This is a genomic window from Marinobacter sp. ST-43 (assembly GCF_030541085.1).
Taxonomy (GTDB): domain Bacteria; phylum Pseudomonadota; class Gammaproteobacteria; order Pseudomonadales; family Oleiphilaceae; genus Marinobacter; species Marinobacter nauticus.
This window is the reverse complement of the sequence record NZ_JASSVO010000013.1, coordinates 53469-70637: the sequence shown is the minus strand read 5'-3', so window position 1 is coordinate 70637 and position 17169 is coordinate 53469. Positions and strand designations below refer to the sequence as shown.

Here is a 17169-nt window from a genome sequence, read left to right as displayed (position 1 = left end):
CGCCCATTGTACGTGAGACCAGCAAAGTTTGCGGCGTTCTCAGAGTAGCATCAGTCCAGCCACTCCCCGGGGTTGTCGGTGGTAAAGCGTGTCACCTTGTCCGGTGGTTCACAGCTGTCAGTCATGTCCTGGTCGCTCAGCAGCACGTAGGTATCCCGGTGAGCAGTGCCCAGCGGTCGGGCACCCTGCTTATTGAAACAGCCAAGCTCTCCGTCTTCAGCCACCATTAAATAGCTATCCGGTGTCTCCCGCATCCAGAGCCATGCGTTGCGGCTTTCCTGTTCTGTGTCACTGAAGTAACTGAAATGGGTAAAGTCCCGCTTTGAAAACAGAATGAACTGTTCCCGGAAATTGATCATGCCAATCTGCCCGCCGGCAGGCACGAACTGCTCGGCTGCGGCGAGCACATTTCTGGGTGTGCGCAATGGCTCGAGAATCCGATAACCCCAGGTTGTGAACACCAGCCAACTCGCCATCAGGGCAATGAACCAGCGCCCGAGTGCCCGGCAGCGCCAGAACGCCATGAGACTTGCGACCCAGATAAACCCAAGGGTGAACAACAGGGTGCCGGCTTCGTGCAGTCGAGCCGGATCCTGGGTGTAGTCAGCGACCTTTTCCACCAGACGAGGGTGGTCATTCCAGGCTAGGACGCCCAGGATGATCAAGGCTGCACCAAGCAGCAGATGCAGAACACTGGTGACCGCCCCGAACCAGCGTGCCGGGTTTTGTCCACTCAATGCCGGGGCCAGGCTCAGGGCCAGTGCCGGCAAAGCCGGGAGCACATACACCCCGCGTTTGCCCGGGCTCAGGCTGAAAAACGCCACCACCAACGCGACCCACGCCAGCAGAACCACCACGTCCAGCCTGTGTTTGAGAATCTCACGAATGGGCCGCAGCAGTGCCAGGAATAGCAGCGGCAGCGGAAACCACAGCGAGGGAATCACGCTGGCGAGGTAGTAATACCAGGGCTGAATGTGCCCCCAGGAATCGGCATAGCGCTCGCCGGTCTGTTTGAACAGAATGTTGTCGCGATAGGCAAGGGCCTCGTCGGTGCCCAGGTGACTGACGGCCAGCACCATCGGCACCAGCCAGGCGGCCACAACGGCCAGCATGACCAGGGGGCCGAGGGCGCAGCGCCAGCGGAGTGTGCCCTGAAACCGAGAAGTGTCCTGCAGTTTCAGGGCCAGTATCGGAATGAACAGCAAGGCGGGCAGAAAGCCAACCCCTTTGGTAATAATGCCAAGCCCCATAAAGGCCCAGGCCACGAAATACCAACGCCAGGACGGCTGCACGAAAAAATGCCGGATCAGACCGTAACAGGCTACCATGATCCAGCAGGCCACCATGGCATCAATCTGGGCTCGCTGGGCCTGAATCAGGAACTGGGGTGCCACCATCAGCAGCAGTGCGGCAATGGCGCCGGTGCGTTGGTTCCACAAGCGTGTGCCCAGATCGAACACCAGGCCCAGGGTTAGCAGGCTGCACAGGGCGTTCGGTAGCAGAAACGCGATTTTCAGGTTGCCGGTCAGCCAGTAGAAAAAGGCGATGGCCCACATGAACACCGGTGGTTTGTCCGGGTAGAGTTCGCCGCCCCGCATCGGCAGCAGCCATTGCCCGGAGGTCACCATTTCCCGGGCCACTTCGGCGAATCGCGGTTCGTCGGCGGGCCACGGAGAGCGTAACCCGATGCCGGTCAGAATCATGAGTGCTGCGAAGGCCAGTACCACCAGTAACAATCGGTTGTACGGCAGATTGAATAAGGTGTCGGGTAAACGCCGAAGACGGAAGTCGAGTGTCATAATCGCAACTCAGGAGGGGTCAGATACGGAATCAGCTAGGGTCTGATTGCGCTGGTTGTGATACAGGTAAGCGCCAATGGCACTTGCCAGCGCGAACAGAACCGCGCTTACCACAAGCTGATCGAGACGGGCCTGGCCAATCCCTGCGCCGGCCATTGCAAAGATCACCATCTGGGGCAGGTAGCCAAGAACGCTGCCCAACAAAAATGGGACGAATCGTATCCCGGAACACCCGGCGAGGAGATTGGTGACAAGATTGCTGCCTACCGGCAACAGCCTGATCATGAGTATTTTGAGCAGAGTGCCTTCCGTGAACAGCAGGTCAAAACGTTGCATGCGATCTGAAAAACGGTTCAGGAGTGATGTTCGCAAAAGCCAGCGTGCGACAAAAAAGCAGCCTGTCGCGCCAATGGCTGTAGCGATAGTCGATAGGATCGCACCCTGAATGCTGCCTGCGGCAAATCCCAGAACGAAAGCGAGGACCTGTCTGGGGGCTCCGAATCCAGTGAAAAGTGCACCGAGCAGCGTAATGGCTGAAAGTCCTGCCAGCCCATTACTGTTCAGGAAATCTGCCACGCGCTCCTGATCGGTCAGAAAACCGAACCAGTCCCCGCTCATGGTCAGATAGCCTGTTAATACCAGGATGGCGAAAGATAGCCAGCGCAGTCCCGAAGCCATATCAAGCCCGTTCCGTTGCCGGTCGACTGTTGTTCGGATCCTCTAGGTTTGCAATTTGAGGAACTCGTGTGCGGTGAAGTAACCACATAACGCCGATCATATCGACGATTCCGGCCCATGCACGGTTCCAGGCATTGTATTTGGAAATCCCGGCCATTCTTGGGCGATGATTGACCTCGACAATGGCGATTTCGCCTCCCGCGCCTTTCACCAGCGCGGGAATGAACCGATGGGCGTGATCGAACCACGGCAGTTTGAGAAAGGTCGATCGGGGAAACAGCTTCAGTCCACAGCCTGTATCGGGAACTCCATCATGTAGAAAGGCGTTGCGAATACGATTAGCCAGGCGTGATTGGAAACGTTTCCATGCTGTATCCTTCCGATTTCTGCGATAGCCGGCAATACAAAAGTCGGGATTGTGGAGTCTGTTCGCTTGTTGCAACAGTGCTGGAATATCGGCGGGGTCGTTTTGACCATCTCCGTCCATTGTCACAATCAGTTGGCCTGTGGCGCGAAGGATACCGGTCGCCAGTGCCCCGCTCTGTCCGATGCTCTGTTCATGTCGAACCGCCAATAGCCTGCCCCCCAAAGCCTCGGCAGTGCGACGAGCTGTTGCCAGTGTCTGGTCGGAACTGCCATCGTCCACGAGCACGACTTCAAAGCCCGGGTAATCCCTCATAACGTTGAAGGCCTCGGTCAGCAGCTTCGCGATGTTTTCCTGCTCGTTTTTTGCAGGAATGACCAGTGACAGAGTGCTGTGCTGAGACATTGAGATATTCTCCAAGATGTTAACCAAACCACGTTGCCGTGCGGTTTATGCCTTGGAGAATTATCAGCCTTGAAGCTTAACCGAATCTTAAGAGCGTTTCGTGAGCGCCGGGCATCGTGCTGGCAGCCATACTTGCACACAAAGCCCGGGTTGACCGTCTGCCCTGTCTGCCAGGATAAGATGGCCACCATGGAGCTCGGCAATACGCCGAGCAATCGCCAGCCCCAGCCCTGCGCCTCCTCCTTTACGTTGATCCAGTCGCACAAACCGGCTGAGTGCGCGTTCACGCTCCTCCGCGGGAATTCCAGGACCCTGGTCACAAACCGAAATGGCGTAGCCTTCACCTGCGGGAACGAGATTGGTGGTGATTATGGTATGAGGCGGACTGTATTGGATGGCGTTAGCCAGCAAGGAGCGCATGAGGGTGTTAATCAGGGCACTATGGCAGCTAATCAGGGACTGACCTGTTTCGTCCTGGAGCACCGGCTCTATGTTTTTCTTTAGCGCCAGCGGTGCAACATCTGCGATGCTTTGTTCCAGAATGGCGGAAAGGTTGTGATGCTCCGGCGGAAACTGAGCGCCGGAGTCCACCAGACTCAGTAACAGCATTTGTTCGACCAGATGAACCATTCGGTCTACGGCCTGGATAAGGTCTCCATATTGTTCGGGGTTGTCACCGTAAACTTTCTCCAGATTCAGGCGCAGCGCGGCCAATGGGGTTCGCAGCTCATGTGCCGCATCAGCGGAGAAGCGGCGTTCACGTTCCAGAGCCTGATTCAGCCGTCTCAACAGGCCGTTGACTGCGTGCACCAATCCAGCTACTTCTTTCGGAGCCTGACGATCATCGAGGGGATGGATGTTCTCAGGCGCCATGTTCCGAACCGGTTTTTCGAGCTTTCTCAAAGGCTTGAAGCTCACCTGAATTGATGCCAGGACGGCTATGGCCAGTAGAGGCAACGCCAACAGAAAAGGCAGAACGTTGCCCAGCGCAATTTCCTGGCTCAGTTCATCCCGAACGTCCTCTCGCTGGGCGGTACGTATCCAGAATCCGGTCGATGTATCTCGCATGGTAAACGTTCGCCATTGATAGCCGGCGGCCTCCTGCCAGGCAAATCCTGGCTCAAGGCCCTGGGCATCGTTAGCCCGGAGCGTGTCCAGCACAGGTTGTTGATCAGGAGACCAGACTTCGAAAGCGATTTTGCGTTCGTATTTATGCCCGGCACCGTCGGGCAGAATTTCGTCCTCTTCTTCATCGCCCTGAAATAATGCGTCCGGCAATTCGAGAGTTTTCGACAGCGTAAAGGCTAACTGCTCGATAGACTGAGTGCTCGAGAGATGTTCCACCAGCCCCTGCACAATCCGGGTACTTTGTGCCAGCTCCGCATCGAACAGTTCGTCCAACTGGTGATTGCTGACATAGAACCCCCAGCCTGCCGCGATCAGAGTGATCATAAAAACAGTGCTGGTAATTAGCAGAATCAGCTTCCGTGTCAGGCTCATATTTCTTGGCCTTCCGAGGCTGCTTTGCTGTCCAGCATGTAGCCAACGCCGCGCACAGTGCGAATGGCCTGCTTACCCAGCCGCCGGCGCAGATGGTGAACGTGAACTTCCAGGGCGTTGCTCTCGGCACCCTGATCCCAGCCGTAAAGTTGTTCCTCCAAACGTCGTCTGGTTGCCACCTGATCAGGGTGCCGCATCAGATAGTGAAGGATCTGCAGTTCGCTACGGGGTAGCACGAACGTCTCTGTGCCTACCTGCAATTGCGCAGAGTCCGGATCAAGCACGAGTCGCCCCACCTTGAGTCCTGAGACTCGTGTGCCTGAGCGGCGGCGAGTAACCGCCCTTATCCGGGCTTTCAGTTCTGACATGGCAAAGGGCTTGGTCAGGTAATCGTCTGCCCCTGCATCCAGTCCCTGTAGTTTTTCGGTCAGTTCGCTCCGCGCAGTCAGGATGATGATGGGCAACTCTACGCCCTGCTCCCTCACCTGGCGGACAATGTCCAGGCCATCGACACGGGGTAACGTCAAGTCAAGAATGGCCAGGTCAAAGCTCTCGTTCAGTAAGGCGTTCAGAGCCTGTTGGCCATCATCGACCCAATCTACGGTATTCTGGTCGTCCCGGAGCATGCTCAACATGGTGTTGGCCAGGGGGTGGTCATCTTCGGTCAGAAGTATGCGCATTCTGTTACAGCCATCCGTTTGGTGTTCAACTCAAAGGTTGTTTGTGCTCTTCAGTGTAATTGAAAGCTGGCGGAGTGCGGCCGGAATCATTGCTCAACGCTGCACTCTTGGTTACCGGTTCCAGCAGAAACAGAATGTAACGCCGGTTTTGATCGACCGGATCGGCTATCTGCTCCAGTTGGTCGAGCAAGTCCCGCTGATCTTTATCCACCGCTACAGCGATGGGCAACGTTCGATTTCCATCAGCGAGTTCGCGCCTGAGGGCTTCCACCTCAATGCCATCAACTCTACCCGCGCTGTAAAACCGGGCAGAAAACGGAGGTTCGCCGGTATAAACAAGCCTCGCAGAGGGCTTGTCAGACAGATGACTGGCGGTCATCACCAGCTCCCGTTCCGTTCTCAGCAGCTCCGGATGAAGGCTCACCCAGCCGCTGGCAAGTGAGCCAAGCACGGGGATGAAAAGGGTGGCGGCCACTGAGGAACGCTTCAAGCGTCGGCCGATGTCTGGCATCAGTAGCCCGGAGCTGAGCGCGGCAACAAATGGCAGACCAGGCAGCACATAGGTCCAGAGTATGTTACCGGCCAGGGTAAAGAACACGGCCGGTGTCACCGCGGCCAGGAGTACCAGCGCGCTGACATGTTGTTCGCCAGTATGCCATTGCTGCAGCTGGAAGGCGCCGCACCAGTGGTTGCGAAGCACGCCAGCCACCGCGACAAGCCCCCAGGGCATGCTGGCAAGCACAAGATAGAGCCAGATCGTGCCCCGGGGGAAATCATGGGCACTGCCGTAAAGGTCACCCTGCCAGCCGCTGACGACAAAGCGCTTGATGTGCTCACCGACAATGAAGTAATCCAGGAAACCCGGTGTCTTCAGCTCTGCCAGGACATACCAGGGCGCTGACATCAACAGGGTCAGGGCCAGCCCGCGCACCCAGGGCAAACTGTGCCAGAGGGTCTGCCAACGGTTGAAGGTGAGCGCCCAGAGGAACACCGGCAGGCCAGCAAGCACCAGAACCAGTGGTCCCTTGGCCAGCAGGCCAGTAGCCAGGCCGATGAAGAACAGCCAGCCCCAGAGCGGCGGCCCCCCCTGCAGGCGAATGATCAGGCTCACCAGTGTCAGGCTGGTGCCAAGGGCCAGGAATGAATCCGTCATTACCGTGCCGGCAGACAGAAAGCCCAATGCCGTAGTGGCGTAGATTAACGCAGCCCAGAGCCCTTGAGTTTTGGCTCCGTGGCCGAGCGGGTCGGGGTGCAGGTAGCGACGCAGGTTGTAGACCAGCCAGACGATGCCGACATTGGCCAGCCAGGAGGGCAGTCGGCCGGCGAATTCGCTGACGCCGAACAGCTTGAACGACAGTGCCTGAGTCCAGAACGACAGGGGCGGCTTGCCCCAGAAAGGCACACCAATATCGAACCAGGGGGTTATCCAGTCGCCGGTTTCCGCCATGATCCGCGCCATCTCCGCGTAGCGGGGCTCGGTGGTGTCCGCGAACGGCAACAAGGCAGACAGGCCGAGCCTGGCAGCAAGCACCGAGACCAGCAGCCACAGCAAGGTGTTACTGATTCTGGTCATGGCCGGCCACTCGCAGCATGGGTTGTATGTAAGTCATGGTCTCCTGACTATCTTCCGCCACGATAAAGACCGGGCGTTGCTTGGTTTCCATATAGATGCGCCCGATGTATTCCCCCAACAAGCCGACACACAGAAGCTGGACGCCGGACAGGAAGGTGATCATGGCAATCAGGGAGGCATAGCCCGGTGTTGAAATGCCGAAGGCCAGCGCCCGGATTACCTCCCAGAGGCCAACGGTGCCGCCTGCCCCCGCGGCCAGTAAACCCAGCACAAGGGCCAGTCGCAGTGGTCGGGTCGAGAATGAGGTGATGCCCTCCATGGCCAGGTGTAAGAGTTTCAGGTAGTTCCACTTGGTGCTGCCTGCGATTCGGGGGTCGCGATCGAATTCCAGGGTTACGGTGGGCATACCGACCCAGGCAAACATGCCCTTGAGGTAACGGTTGCGTTCCGGAAGCCGGTTCAGGGCCTCGACCGTGCGCCGGCTCATCAGCCGGAAGTCGCCGGTATCGACCGGAATCGGAGAATCGCTGATCCGATTGATCAGACGATAGAAAAGGCTGGCCGTGATGCGTTTAAGCCAGCTTTCGCCGGCCCGGGATCGGCGTTTCATCAGCACGACATCGGCCCCTTTGCGCCATTCGGCAAGCATGTCGGGAATCAGTTCGGGGGGATCCTGAAGGTCTGCATCCATAAGCACCACGGCCTCGCCGCGGGCGTGCTCCAGGCCGGCCGAGACTGCCGCCTCCTTGCCGAAGTTTCGGGACAACTGCAAGACACGCATTTCTGGCTGCCGTTGCCTGGCGGCCATCAGAATGGCGACCGAATCATCCCGACTGCCGTCGTCGACAAACAGCAGCTCAAAGCTGCCGTCGAGCTTTTGCCCGGTTGTCCAGAGTCGAGCCAGCAGGGCCGGGAGCACTTCAGCCTCGTTGTGGACCGGAATAACTATGCTCAGCATAGGTTCAGGGGAGCTTGAGCGTTGTTTTTTCATGGAAAACAAACCTCTTGGCAAAGAAGTAATTGGCAACCGTGACGAGTGCCGTGGCCAGGAACTGTGCTGACAGGACTTTGAGGCCAGCCAGGCTGAGAACGGAGAAGCTGAAAAGGTTCAGGGTCCAGCCCAGACTGGCTGCCGCCAGGTATCGCGGCATCGCGACTCGGTGCGGCAGGTTCGAGGCAAACGCGTACTGATGCTGGGCCACGTAGTTGAAAACCAGTCCGGCCGTGGCTCCGGTTGCTGTTGCTAGCCTGGGGTCAAGCCCGGCCTGAACCAGCAGGCCCATCATCAGCCAATGCAACAGCGTGGCCAGTCCGCCGGCTGCAAGGAAACGGGCAAGTCGGCGTTGAAAAAAATGGCGAGCTTTGGGCATAGGTGTTTGCGTCTGTGTCGATTGTTTTCGGGATAGCCCCGAGGTTGGCCGCAATCTACCCCTCCTTTCTTAAGTGAGCCTTAACCGTGCAGGCACAGAAACCTTAAGGCGCTCTTAAGGTTTCTGTGGTGCCGTCTTAAGACTGGTTTAAGCCAGCCTTTCTAATCTGTCAGCCATGACCCTGCGTCCGTCTGGGCCAGGAAAAGCAAGCAGAGAGAAGGCAGCCATGACTGATCCGTTAACAATGTCGACCTGTTGTCCTCCGGATTCCGGGGAGTTGGTTCCGGCCGTCCGTTGTGCTGGCCGGTGGTTTTGCGAAATCCAGTCCAACACGCCATTGGCCCACACGGTGTCGGATTTCATTCGGCGCCGCTTCCTCCACGCGTACGGGGCCGAGCCTTCCCTGCGTATTCCACGGCTTCTGGCCCTGACAACCGCTCAGGGAACGCTGCTGGCCGCCGTTGGCGTGCGCAATGCGGAACAGGAACGGCTTTTTCTGGAGGATTACCTGTCGGTGCCGGTGCAAACACTGATGCCGGAACCGGGAACAAGGCGCAGCGGTATTGCCGAAATTGCCCACCTGGCCGGGGTGGAAGCCGGGGTCAGCCGCTATCTGTTCGCCTCGCTCTCAGTGTGGTTGGATGCTGCCGGCTATGACTGGGTGGTGTGTACCGGTACCGACCAGTTGCGCAACAGTTTCCATCGGCTCGGCATCGCCACGCAGGTGCTGGCGGATGCCGACCCTTCAAAATTGCCGGATGGCGGCGCTGGTTGGGGTCGCTATTACGACCATCATCCGGTGGTGATGACCATCAAGGTCGCTGATGGTATGGCGGCCTTGCGCGCCGCCGGCTTGCTGAAGCTGGTGCAGCCGGTTGTTGCGGTCGAGGATAAACCGCAGGCGGACCTGGGAGGTGCCTATGGCCGCCTTGCCTGATCTCCTGTCTCAGCGGGTCCGGCAACATCCGGAGCGCATTGCACTGCAGGGGCCCGCCAGTTTCAGTTATCAGCAGCTATGGCGGGCGGCGCAGTTGGTGGCCGAGCAGTTGCGGAGCCTGGGCGTGAAACGCATAGGCCTGTGTGGCGACAACACCCCGGCCTGGGTGGTTGCGGACCTGGCTTGTCTGATGGCGGACGTGGTGTGTGTACCGGTGCCGGTGTTTTTTTCCAGAAGCCAGACCGAGCACCTGATTCAGCGGGCCGGGCTGGATGCCCTGGTATTCAGTGGCGAAGCAGAACAGGCGGAGATGATCGGTCATGGCGTCTGGCTGAGACATTTGCCGGTGTCCCCTGCTGCCTCCTGGATGCCGGAACACACCGGCAAGATTACCTTCACCTCCGGCAGTACTGGTACCCCCAAGGGCGTGTGCCTGTCGGCGCAGCAGCTGGCGGCGACCGCCGGTGCGCTGCAGCAGCGGCTGGAAGGTGTGGAGCTGGAGCAACACCTGTGCATTCTGCCGCTGGCAACCCTGCTGGAGAACATTGCCGGGGTTTACCTGCCCCTGCTGATGGGCGCCACGGTGACGGTTGCCCCGTTGCAGACCCTGGGCATGACCGGCAGCAGTGGCCTCGATCTCGGCCAGCTGGTGGCCGGCCTGAATCGGCATCAACCCCATTCCGTGATTCTGGTGCCTGAGCTGGCGATGGCGCTGGTCAATGCCGGCGAGCAGGGATTGCTGACAACGGATTCGTTTCGCTTCCTGGCGGTCGGCGGCGGCCGGGTATCGCCGGACCTGTTGGCCCGTGGACGGTCGATTGGGTTGCCTCTGTACGAGGGCTACGGCCTGTCCGAATGTGGCTCGGTGGTGGCGCTGAACGTGCCCGGAGCGGAACGTGAAGGCTCGGTGGGCCTCCCCCTGGGGCATGTTCAGGTAAAGGTGGATAACGAGCACCGGATTCTGGTCCGGGGCAATACCCATCTGGGATATCTCGGTGATGAGCCGCAAGCCGATGACTGGCTCGACACCGGCGATCTGGGCGACCAGGACACAGAGGGCTTTCTGACCGTCAACGGTCGGGCCAAGAACCTGTTGATTACCAGCTTTGGTCGGAACATCAGCCCGGAATGGCTGGAAAGTGAACTGGTCCAGGCATTGGGGGCTGCTCAGGCCGTGGTATTTGGCGATGGTGAGCCGCAACCCGGTGCGTTGGTGGTGATCACCGATAACCGAAGCCCTGACGATATACGTGCGGCCCTGACGTTGCTGAATGCCGGATTGCCGGATTATGCCCGCTTGCAGGCCGTGTACCTGCGCCGGCAACGGCTGACCCAGGCCGAGGGCCACATCACGGCCAACGGTCGCCCGGTGCGGCACCAGATTCAGGCGGACCTGCCCAGGCTCATGGCCGAATCCTTTCCCTTATTCATGAATCTCTCAGTGCCTGCGGGCACTTCTATCCAACAGACAACGCCAGGAGACTCCAACATGGCATTTTTTGACCGACTGCAATCCGAAACTGAACAGGCCCGGGCCCATGTCACCGGTGCCCCGGTGATTCAGGCTATCCGCGAGGGTCGCTTTGATCTTGAGGGTTACACCTGGTTCCTGATCCAGGCCTATCACCACGTGAAGCATACGGTGCCACTGATGATGGCCTGTGGTGGCCGGCTGCCCGAACGGCTGGAATTCGTGCGCAAGGCACTGGTGGAATACATTGAGGAAGAATACGGCCACCACGAGTGGATTCTCAACGACCTTGAAGCCTGCGGCGAAGACAAGGAAGCCATTCGTCATGGCCAGCCCGATACCTCCATCGAGTTGATGGTGGCCTACCTGTATGACCGCATCCAGCGGGGTAACCCGGCGGCGTTTTTTGGCATGGTTCAGGTGCTGGAGGGCACCTCCATTGAGCTGGCAACGCCCCTGGGTGAAGCCATCCAGAAACAGCTAGGCCTGCCCAATCAGGCGTTCAGTTATCTGTACTCTCACGGCGCCCTGGATCAGGACCACTTCGAGTTCTTCCGCAACCTGATGAACGACATCACCGATCCGGAGGACCAGCAGGCCATCATTGAGGCCGCGCGCATGGTGTATCGCCTGTACGGCGATATGCTGCACAGCATTCCGCTGCGGGCCCATGGCAAGGAGCAACGTCATGAGGCTGCATGACCGTACCTTCCTGCTGCTGGGTGGCACCGGTGGCATTGGCCAGGCCCTGATCGGGCCGCTGGTGGAATGCGGAGCCCGGGTGATCGTTGCGACCCGACATCCGGAGCGGCTGGAAAAGCGCGCCGGCGTTTCTCCGGTACACCTGGAGCTGGCCAGCCCGGAGCTGGATCAACAGCTTCAACAGTTGAGTGAGGTGTATCCCGATATTGATGGTGTGATTCATTGCGCCGGCCAGAACCGGTTTGCGGCGCTGGATGCCATGGCCGTCGGCGACCTGGATGCACAGCTTATGGTCAATCTGCGTTCCGCCATGCTGGTGGCCCGGCATTTTGTGCCTCGTTTCCGTAAAGCCGGCGTGGGCGCCCTGGTGTTGGTGGGGTCCACCTTCGGCAGCATCGGGTTTCCCGGCTACACCGCCTATTGCGCCAGCAAGTTCGGCCTGCGCGGCTTCAGCGAAGCCCTGCGCCGGGAGCTGGCGGACACCCCGGTGCAGGTGGTGTACGTAGCGCCCAGAGCCACGGCCACGGCCATGAACCCGGCGCCGGTGAACGAGCTGAACCGTGCCCTGGGCAATGCCATGGACGCACCGGACGCTGTCGCAGCCCAGATTCTTCAGGCGATGAAAAAAGATGAACGTCGGCGGTTTCTCGGCTGGCCGGAAAAACTGTTTGTGGTGATCAACGGCATCCTGCCGAAGCTTGTGGATAAAGCGATGTTAAAACAGCTGCCGGTGATCCGGCGCTTTCTGGATTCAGGAGTGGTGTCATGAAGTGGATCGTAATGATGTTGGCGGGGGTCATGGCCATGCCCCTGTGGGCTCAGGACATGCAGGCGGAACTGGCCCAAATCCAGCAACGCTGGGCTCAGATCCAGTATCAGTTGCCCGAAGATGATAAGGAAAAGGCATTTGAGGCACTGGCCAAAGAGGCCGAGACCTTTGTCGCTGATTATCCGGGCCGTGCCGAACCGCTGATCTGGCAGGGTATTGTGCTCAGCACCTACGCAGGTGCCAAAGGCGGCCTGGGTGCGCTGGGGCTGGTGAAAGAGGCCCGGGCCTCCCTGGAAGCGGCCCTGAAGATCGCTCCGGAGGCGCTGGATGGCTCAGCCTATACCTCGCTGGGTAGCCTGTATTATCAGGTGCCGGGCTGGCCGCTGGGGTTCGGGGATGATGAGATGGCCCGGAAGTACCTGCAGAAATCGCTGGCAATCAACCCGGACGGTATTGATGCCAATTACTTCTTTGGAGATTTTCTGGCGGAGCAGAACGAGTCGCAACGGGCCCGGGTCTATCTTGAAAAAGTGTTGGCAGCCCCGTCGAGACCTGGTCGTGAAGTGGCGGATGCCGGCCGTAAGGCAGAAGCAAAGGCCCGCCTGGACAGTCTTTGAAGAGCATTCGCCGCGACTGTCGGGCTGGACTACACTAAAAGAACCTAGTGTAGACAATAGCAGGGAGACCGGCCATTTATGGCGAGCCAGCCCGACGATGAGCAGCCAGAGGGCCTGTCGGCCCGGTTTTTTCAGAAGCTGGCATCCGGCGTGCCGGGCGTGCTGTTTACCTATTGGCTCAGTGCCGATCATCAGTCACACCGCTATCCCTACGTCAGCGACCAGGTAAAAGAACTGTTCGGCGTCGAGCCGCAAAAGCTCCGGGAAAATGCCGATGCGGTTTTCCGGGTCATTCATCCTGACGATGCGGCCGGAGTAGGTGAGAGCATCCTGCACTCGGTGCGAACGCTGCAACCCTGGTGTTACCGCGCCCGGCTGAGGATGAAGAATGGCGAGTACCAATGGTACGAAGCCCATTCCGTGCCGGAGCGGCAATCGGACGGCAGCACCCTCTGGTATGGCCAGTTCCACAACATTCAGCACTACAAGGAGCTGGAGCAGCATCTTCGGGATAGTGAAGCGGAATTCTCGTTCCAGGCGGGTTTCCAGAAGCTGATTGCCCGGCTTTCCAGTGAGTTCATTCATCTCGGATTTGGCTCCATCGACGACTGCATTGATGAGTTGCTCAGATCCATCGGCGCCTTCTTCAGCGTTGATCGCGCCTACGTCTATGCCTTTTCGCCGGACTTTGCCACCATGACCAATACCCACGAATGGTGTGCCCCGGGTGTGCCATCGTTGATGGCGGATCAGCAGGCGGTGCCGATTGACGATTTCCGCTGGTGGCAGCAACAGATTCGCCTGATGGAGGCCCAGAGCAAGGTGGTGTTCATTGAGGATACTGCGGATTTGCCGCCTGAGGCCGCAAATGAGCGGGCATTGCTGGAGCAGCAGGGAGTCAGTTCCATGTTCTGCGTCCCTGTCCGGATCCGCGGCCAGGTGATGGGCTTCTTTGGTGTGGATTCGTTATCCCGGCGGAGTTGGCGGCGGGATATGGCGGATCTGTTGATTATTGTCTCTGGTCTGCTGTCCGGTGCGTTGGAACGCAACCGGCTGGAAGAGGACCTGCTTAACCAGTCGATTCGTGATCCCCTGACTGGACTGCATAACCGTCGTTACCTGATGCCCCGGCTGGACGAGATCCTTGCTGCCAGCAATCGCCATGGTGACCGTTTCTGCCTGGCCATGTTCGATATTGATCACTTCAAACGGATAAACGACAGCCTGGGCCACCTGGCAGGCGATCAGGTACTGATGCGATTTACCGACCTCCTGCTCGCCCACACCAGAACCACCGATGTAGTGTCCCGCTTCGGGGGTGAGGAATTTCTGGTGGTCTTTACCGGAGTAACCGAGAGGGATGTGCAAGCCCTGGTGATGCGAATCATGGAAGCAGTAAGGGAGGAGGAATGGTTGGTCGACGGCAAGGCATTGAGCATTACGGTCAGCGCCGGGGCGGTGTGCGTGTCGGAGCTGACAGACGAGCCGGCCACCCCGGAGGCAATGATTGCCAGGGCAGATGATAGGCTGTACCAGGCCAAAGATGGGGGCCGGGATTGCCTGGTTGATGCATCGGGATTATCGCGCATATAAGAAAACAGCATTTCACCTTATATATCGTTTCAGTATATCCTTAGATCAAATTAAAGAACTGGCGACTTCAAAGGTGAACACCATGACTCAGCCCATCGTTCAGCATTTTTTCGACGAACCCACTAACACCTTCAGTTATGTCGTGCGCGATCCCGGCAGCCGGGCTTGTGCGATTCTGGATTCGGTGCTGGATTTCGATTATGCCGCTGGCCGCACCGATGTGCGCTCGGCCGACGAGATTATTCAGTACATCCAGGCGAACGATCTGACCGTGGAATGGATTCTGGAAACTCACGTACATGCGGATCACCTGTCAGCAGCTCCCTACCTGCATGACAAGCTCGGAGGCAAAACCGGTATCGGGGCAAAAATCATTCAGGTACAGGAAATTTTCGGCAAGGCCTTTAACGCCGGTACCGAGTTTGCCCGCGATGGCAGTCAGTTTGACCGGCTCTTTGAGGAAGGCGACACCTTTGCGATCGGCAGCCTCGAAGGCAGTGTGCTACATACGCCCGGCCATACACCGGCCTGCCTCACCTATGTGATTGGCGACGCCGCATTTGTGGGCGATACCCTGTTTATGCCGGATTACGGCACGGCCCGCTGTGATTTCCCGGGCGGAGATGCCCGGGTTCTGTATCAGTCCATCCAGAAAGTTCTGGCGTTGCCGCCGGAGACTCGCATCTTCCTGTGCCATGATTACAAGGCTCCTGACCGTGATGAATACCAGCACATGACCACCGTGGCCGAGCAGCGCCGGGCCAATGTGCACGTGCACGATGGTGTGTCGGAAGAGCAGTTCGTGAAGATGCGCACCGAGCGGGACGCAACGCTGGATATGCCGAGACTTATCCTGCCGTCGGTGCAGGTGAATATGCGGGCGGGCCATATGCCGCCTGCAGAAGACAACGGCCAGGTGTACCTGAAGGTACCGGTCAACCTGTTCTGAGCCGCGCATGAATCTGAAACGCTATCTGCCCATTCTGCAATGGGCGCCATCCTACGGTCGTGACCAGGCCACCAGTGATCTGGTGGCTGCCGTCATTGTCACCGTTATGCTGATTCCGCAGTCCCTGGCCTACGCTCTGCTGGCAGGCCTCCCGGCGCAGGTCGGGTTGTACGCCAGCATCCTGCCACTGGTGATCTATGCGGTGTTCGGAACCAGTCGCACCCTCTCTGTTGGCCCGGTGGCGGTGGCCTCGCTGATGACGGCGGCTGCTCTGGCGCCACTGGCCGAGGCGGGCACTGCTGAGTATCTGGCTGGAGCTATCTTGCTGGCGGTGATGTCTGGCCTGATGCTGACCTTGATGGGGGTTCTGCGGCTGGGATTCCTGGCTAACTTCCTGAGCCATCCGGTGATATCCGGGTTTATTACCGCCTCGGGCATTGTCATTGCCGCCAGCCAGCTCAAGCACTTGTTCGGTATCCAGGCCAATGGCCACAACTTGCTGGATATTGGTCACTCGTTACTGGTTTCCCTGGGCAATACCAACGTGCCCACGCTGTTGATCGGGGGCGGGGCCTTGATGTTCCTGTTGTGGTCGCGCCGGTACCTGAAACCGGTACTGCATCGATTTGGCCTGGCGCCCCGGGCGGCCGATATCCTGACCAAGACCGCGCCCATTCTGGCGGTGCTCGTCACCGCTCTGGTTGCCTGGGTATTGCGGCTTGATGAGCAGGGAGTGCGACTGGTCGGTGAGGTACCGTCAGGATTGCCTGCCTTCACCATGCCCAGTCTGGATATTGGCCTGTGGTCCCAACTGGCGGTCAGCGCCTTGCTGATCAGTGTGGTGGGTTTCGTGGAATCGGTTTCCGTGGGTCAGACCCTGGCGGCCAAACGGCGCCAGCGCATTGACCCGGACCAGGAGCTGATTGGTCTGGGTACCGCCAATCTGGGGTCCGGCCTGTCGGGCGGTATGCCGGTTACCGGTGGCTTTTCCCGTTCGGTGGTGAACTTCGATGCCGGCGCAGAAACACCGGCCGCCGGTGCCTACACGGCGGTGGGCATTGCCCTGGCGACTCTGTTCCTCACGCCGGCGATAGCCTGGCTGCCCCAGGCGACGCTGGCGGCGACCATTATTGTGGCGGTGATCACCCTGATTGATCTGCCTGCCCTGGGCCGCACCTTCCGCTATTCCCGTACCGATTTCGGGGCCATGCTGGCGACCATCCTGCTCACGCTCGCTCACAGTGTCGAGGCCGGTATCATTGCCGGGGTGGCGTTATCGATCGGTCTGTTCCTGTACCGCACCAGTCGCCCCCACAGTGCCGTGGTGGGTCGGGTGCCAGGCACCGAGCATTTCCGCAACGTGCTGCGCCATGAGGTGGAACTCTGTCCCAAAGTTACCTTCCTGCGGGTGGATGAAAGCCTGTATTTCGCCAATGCCCGTTTCCTTGAAGAAACCGTGATGGATCTGGTTACCCGGGAGCCGGAGCTGACCGATCTGGTGCTGGTGTGTCCGGCGGTGAACCTTATTGACGCCTCAGCCCTGGAAAGCCTGGAAGCGATTAACGAACGGCTGCGCGACGCCGGGGTGCGTCTGCATTTCTCGGAAATCAAGGGCCCGGTCATGGACCGGCTCAAAGGCACGGAGTTGCTGGAACACCTGGGCGGACGCATTTTCCTGAGCACTTATGAAGCCTGGCAAGCGCTCACGGACCGGGCGGCGTTGGCGGCTTGACCTGAACGGTGTGATCCCATTGACGGTGTA

Annotated in this window: 15 protein-coding genes; 7 read left to right on the top strand and 8 right to left on the bottom strand. The window is 59.0% G+C overall.

Features of this window, described 5'->3' with window-relative positions; all coding sequences use genetic code 11:
- Positions 1-50 precede the first annotated feature (50 nt).
- The 8 genes from QPL98_RS14595 to QPL98_RS14560 form a co-directional block, all read right to left on the bottom strand.
- A complete protein-coding gene (locus tag QPL98_RS14595) occupies positions 51-1799 on the bottom strand; it encodes a glycosyltransferase family 39 protein (protein WP_303293507.1) in 1749 nt (582 codons plus the stop codon).
- Positions 1800-1808: 9 nt separating this feature from the next.
- Positions 1809-2477, bottom strand: coding sequence for a TVP38/TMEM64 family protein (locus QPL98_RS14590; RefSeq protein ID WP_141066790.1), 669 nt, complete (start codon positions 2475-2477; stop codon positions 1809-1811).
- A 1-nt stretch (position 2478) separates the two neighbouring features.
- On the bottom strand, positions 2479-3246 hold the full coding sequence (locus tag QPL98_RS14585) for a glycosyltransferase family 2 protein (protein WP_031211751.1): 768 nt from the start codon (positions 3244-3246) through the stop codon (positions 2479-2481).
- An 87-nt stretch (positions 3247-3333) separates the two neighbouring features.
- Positions 3334-4746 carry an ATP-binding protein gene (locus QPL98_RS14580; RefSeq protein ID WP_303293506.1) on the bottom strand — a complete coding sequence of 471 codons (1413 nt, stop codon included), beginning with the start codon at positions 4744-4746 and terminating at the stop codon, positions 3334-3336.
- Positions 4743-5426 (bottom strand): response regulator transcription factor, encoded by a 684-nt coding sequence (locus QPL98_RS14575; protein ID WP_011783840.1) that lies wholly within the window; start codon positions 5424-5426, stop codon positions 4743-4745. Before QPL98_RS14575 ends, QPL98_RS14580 begins: the two co-directional genes overlap by 4 nt.
- A 25-nt stretch (positions 5427-5451) precedes the next feature.
- Positions 5452-6999, bottom strand: a complete 1548-nt coding sequence (locus tag QPL98_RS14570) for a glycosyltransferase family 39 protein (RefSeq protein ID WP_114434339.1) — start codon at positions 6997-6999, stop codon at positions 5452-5454.
- On the bottom strand, positions 6983-7990 hold the full coding sequence (locus QPL98_RS14565; RefSeq protein WP_278349798.1) for a glycosyltransferase family 2 protein: 1008 nt from the start codon (positions 7988-7990) through the stop codon (positions 6983-6985). The genes QPL98_RS14570 and QPL98_RS14565 overlap by 17 nt, the downstream gene beginning before the upstream one ends.
- On the bottom strand, positions 7962-8369 hold the full coding sequence (locus QPL98_RS14560) for a GtrA family protein (protein WP_011783843.1): 408 nt from the start codon (positions 8367-8369) through the stop codon (positions 7962-7964). Before QPL98_RS14560 ends, QPL98_RS14565 begins: the two co-directional genes overlap by 29 nt.
- Before the next feature lie 226 nt (positions 8370-8595).
- On the opposite strand from QPL98_RS14560, the gene QPL98_RS14555 reads away from it, so the two are divergent.
- The 7 genes from QPL98_RS14555 to QPL98_RS14525 all read left to right on the top strand — a co-directional run bounded on the left by QPL98_RS14555 (position 8596) and on the right by QPL98_RS14525 (position 17139).
- Entirely contained in the window at positions 8596-9306 is a 711-nt protein-coding gene (locus QPL98_RS14555) for a thermostable hemolysin (protein ID WP_181861270.1), read from the top strand.
- Positions 9290-11479: an AMP-binding protein gene (locus QPL98_RS14550; protein WP_153739791.1), complete on the top strand. Its 2190-nt coding sequence runs from the start codon at positions 9290-9292 to the stop codon at positions 11477-11479. Before QPL98_RS14555 ends, QPL98_RS14550 begins: the two co-directional genes overlap by 17 nt.
- Positions 11466-12248, top strand: a complete 783-nt coding sequence (locus tag QPL98_RS14545; RefSeq protein ID WP_153739792.1) for an SDR family oxidoreductase — start codon at positions 11466-11468, stop codon at positions 12246-12248. The genes QPL98_RS14550 and QPL98_RS14545 overlap by 14 nt, the downstream gene beginning before the upstream one ends.
- Complete coding sequence (locus QPL98_RS14540) at positions 12245-12865, top strand: hypothetical protein (RefSeq protein WP_303293505.1); 621 nt, start codon at positions 12245-12247, stop codon at positions 12863-12865. The genes QPL98_RS14545 and QPL98_RS14540 overlap by 4 nt, the downstream gene beginning before the upstream one ends.
- Before the next feature lie 78 nt (positions 12866-12943).
- Entirely contained in the window at positions 12944-14458 is a 1515-nt protein-coding gene (locus tag QPL98_RS14535; protein WP_199453591.1) for a diguanylate cyclase, read from the top strand.
- Between the two features lie 82 nt (positions 14459-14540).
- Complete coding sequence (locus tag QPL98_RS14530; protein ID WP_199453593.1) at positions 14541-15407, top strand: MBL fold metallo-hydrolase; 867 nt, start codon at positions 14541-14543, stop codon at positions 15405-15407.
- Positions 15408-15414: 7 nt separating this feature from the next.
- Positions 15415-17139 carry a SulP family inorganic anion transporter gene (locus QPL98_RS14525; RefSeq protein WP_303293504.1) on the top strand — a complete coding sequence of 575 codons (1725 nt, stop codon included), beginning with the start codon at positions 15415-15417 and terminating at the stop codon, positions 17137-17139.
- Positions 17140-17169: the final 30 nt, after the last annotated feature.

What these genes read in the sequence shown, in the direction of transcription:
- QPL98_RS14595 (WP_303293507.1), bottom strand. Translation starts at nt 1,799, where the DNA reads ATGACACTCGACTTCCGTCTTCGGCGTTTACCCGACACCTTATTCAAT.
- QPL98_RS14590 (WP_141066790.1), bottom strand. Translation starts at nt 2,477, where the DNA reads ATGGCTTCGGGACTGCGCTGGCTATCTTTCGCCATCCTGGTATTAACA.
- QPL98_RS14585 (WP_031211751.1), bottom strand. Translation starts at nt 3,246, where the DNA reads ATGTCTCAGCACAGCACTCTGTCACTGGTCATTCCTGCAAAAAACGAG.
- QPL98_RS14580 (WP_303293506.1), bottom strand. Translation starts at nt 4,746, where the DNA reads ATGAGCCTGACACGGAAGCTGATTCTGCTAATTACCAGCACTGTTTTT.
- QPL98_RS14575 (WP_011783840.1), bottom strand. Translation starts at nt 5,426, where the DNA reads ATGCGCATACTTCTGACCGAAGATGACCACCCCCTGGCCAACACCATG.
- QPL98_RS14570 (WP_114434339.1), bottom strand. Translation starts at nt 6,999, where the DNA reads ATGACCAGAATCAGTAACACCTTGCTGTGGCTGCTGGTCTCGGTGCTT.
- QPL98_RS14565 (WP_278349798.1), bottom strand. Translation starts at nt 7,990, where the DNA reads ATGAAAAAACAACGCTCAAGCTCCCCTGAACCTATGCTGAGCATAGTT.
- QPL98_RS14560 (WP_011783843.1), bottom strand. Translation starts at nt 8,369, where the DNA reads ATGCCCAAAGCTCGCCATTTTTTTCAACGCCGACTTGCCCGTTTCCTT.
- QPL98_RS14555 (WP_181861270.1), top strand. Translation starts at nt 8,596, where the DNA reads ATGACTGATCCGTTAACAATGTCGACCTGTTGTCCTCCGGATTCCGGG.
- QPL98_RS14550 (WP_153739791.1), top strand. Translation starts at nt 9,290, where the DNA reads ATGGCCGCCTTGCCTGATCTCCTGTCTCAGCGGGTCCGGCAACATCCG.
- QPL98_RS14545 (WP_153739792.1), top strand. Translation starts at nt 11,466, where the DNA reads ATGAGGCTGCATGACCGTACCTTCCTGCTGCTGGGTGGCACCGGTGGC.
- QPL98_RS14540 (WP_303293505.1), top strand. Translation starts at nt 12,245, where the DNA reads ATGAAGTGGATCGTAATGATGTTGGCGGGGGTCATGGCCATGCCCCTG.
- QPL98_RS14535 (WP_199453591.1), top strand. Translation starts at nt 12,944, where the DNA reads ATGGCGAGCCAGCCCGACGATGAGCAGCCAGAGGGCCTGTCGGCCCGG.
- QPL98_RS14530 (WP_199453593.1), top strand. Translation starts at nt 14,541, where the DNA reads ATGACTCAGCCCATCGTTCAGCATTTTTTCGACGAACCCACTAACACC.
- QPL98_RS14525 (WP_303293504.1), top strand. Translation starts at nt 15,415, where the DNA reads ATGAATCTGAAACGCTATCTGCCCATTCTGCAATGGGCGCCATCCTAC.